Source organism: Saccharopolyspora sp. NPDC050389 (genome assembly GCF_040655595.1).
Classification (GTDB): domain Bacteria; phylum Actinomycetota; class Actinomycetes; order Mycobacteriales; family Pseudonocardiaceae; genus Saccharopolyspora.
Genome location: NZ_JBFAKG010000229.1, coordinates 1 through 1,342, shown reverse-complemented (window position 1 = coordinate 1,342; position 1,342 = coordinate 1). Strand labels below are relative to the sequence as shown.

Genomic DNA, 1,342 nt, shown 5'->3' with positions numbered 1-1,342 from the left:
TGTGCGCCACGAGGCGCTGCTTTTACCGGACGCGGTGAGAGACCGTGTCGGGCTCTTGTCGCAGCAAGGGCCTGGAAGCTGGAGACAGCCTGATCCGGGAGGTGCCGGGGAGGGCGGGAGCAGTCTCGACAACGTAGCGGGGACGCGGTACTGCCAGACGCGTCGGTCGCGCTAGCAAGGCGGGAAGGGATAGCGATCGCGAACGAGTGTCTGATGCCCCGTGATTCGAAAACGGCCCGGAACCTGGCGGATATGGGTCGATGCAGTGCTGGATGGGCTTCATTCGGTGGCCCGTCCGCTTCCAGGCTGTTCAGTCTGTGCGGCTTGGAAGACCACGAGGAAGTACTGCGGCGTACTCGTGGTGATGCTGCCGGGGTAAAGCTCGATCCCGACCCCGCCGACCGGTGGGCAGTGAACGTGGGAAGCGACCGGGCATCGCCCTTCCCGCCTGGTAGCCGGCCAGGTGGCGGGCAGGTTCACCGTCGGCTGATGGTGCCTGGTTGTGGCGGAGCCCTCGTAGTAGTCCGACGCCGGGAGAACCGGCGACATGGCGAAGGAGGGCAGCAGGTTTGCAGCAAGGCGTGGTCGCGGGGAGGTCGTCGGTGAATACCGCCGCTCCGCCGTCGAAGCCTGTTGGGGCGTCGGCGCGGGTACTCCATGTCCAGACCAAGCTGCACAAGTGGGCAGCCACCGATAGCAGCAAACAGTTCCGTGATCTGTTCAATCTCGTCTATGACCTGGACACCCTGCGGGTTGCCTGGCAGCGGGTGCGAGCGAATCGCGGGGCCCGCAGCGCGGGAGCCGATGGCGTTACCTGTTCCTACATCGAGGAAAAGATCGGTGTGGAGACCTTCTTGCGGGACATCCGGTCCCGTCTGAAGGACGGTAGCTATCGGCCACAACCGGTTCGGGAACGTGCGATTCCCAAGAAGGGCGGCAAGGTCCGCCGTTTGGGGATTCCGACCGTGACCGACCGGGTCGTGCAAATGGCGTTGAAGCTCGTGCTGGAGCCGATCTTCGAGCCCGACCAGTACCGGTCGAGTTACGCCTACCGGCCGGGACGCCGAGCGCAGGACGCGGTAGCCGAAATCGTGCACTACATCAATAACGGCTACATCTGGGTGGTCGAAGGCGACATCGCTGGATGCTTCGACAACATCAGGCACAACGTTGTCGTCGAGCGCATCCGGCGGCGCGTCACCGATCGCCGCGTTGTCAATCTGTGCAAGGAGTTCCTCAAGGCAGGGGTACTCACCGAACTGGGAGACATCGAGCGACGGCTATCCGGCACGCCGCAGGGAGGAGTCATCTCACCGCTGTTCGCGAACCTCGCGTTGTCGGC

At 64.2% G+C, this 1,342-nt stretch carries 1 protein-coding gene; it reads left to right on the top strand.

The features are described from left to right. Positions 1 to 602: 602 nt before the first annotated feature. On the top strand, positions 603 to 1,342 hold a 740-nt coding region (locus AB0I53_RS49590; RefSeq protein ID WP_358618222.1), incomplete at its 3' end, for a reverse transcriptase domain-containing protein.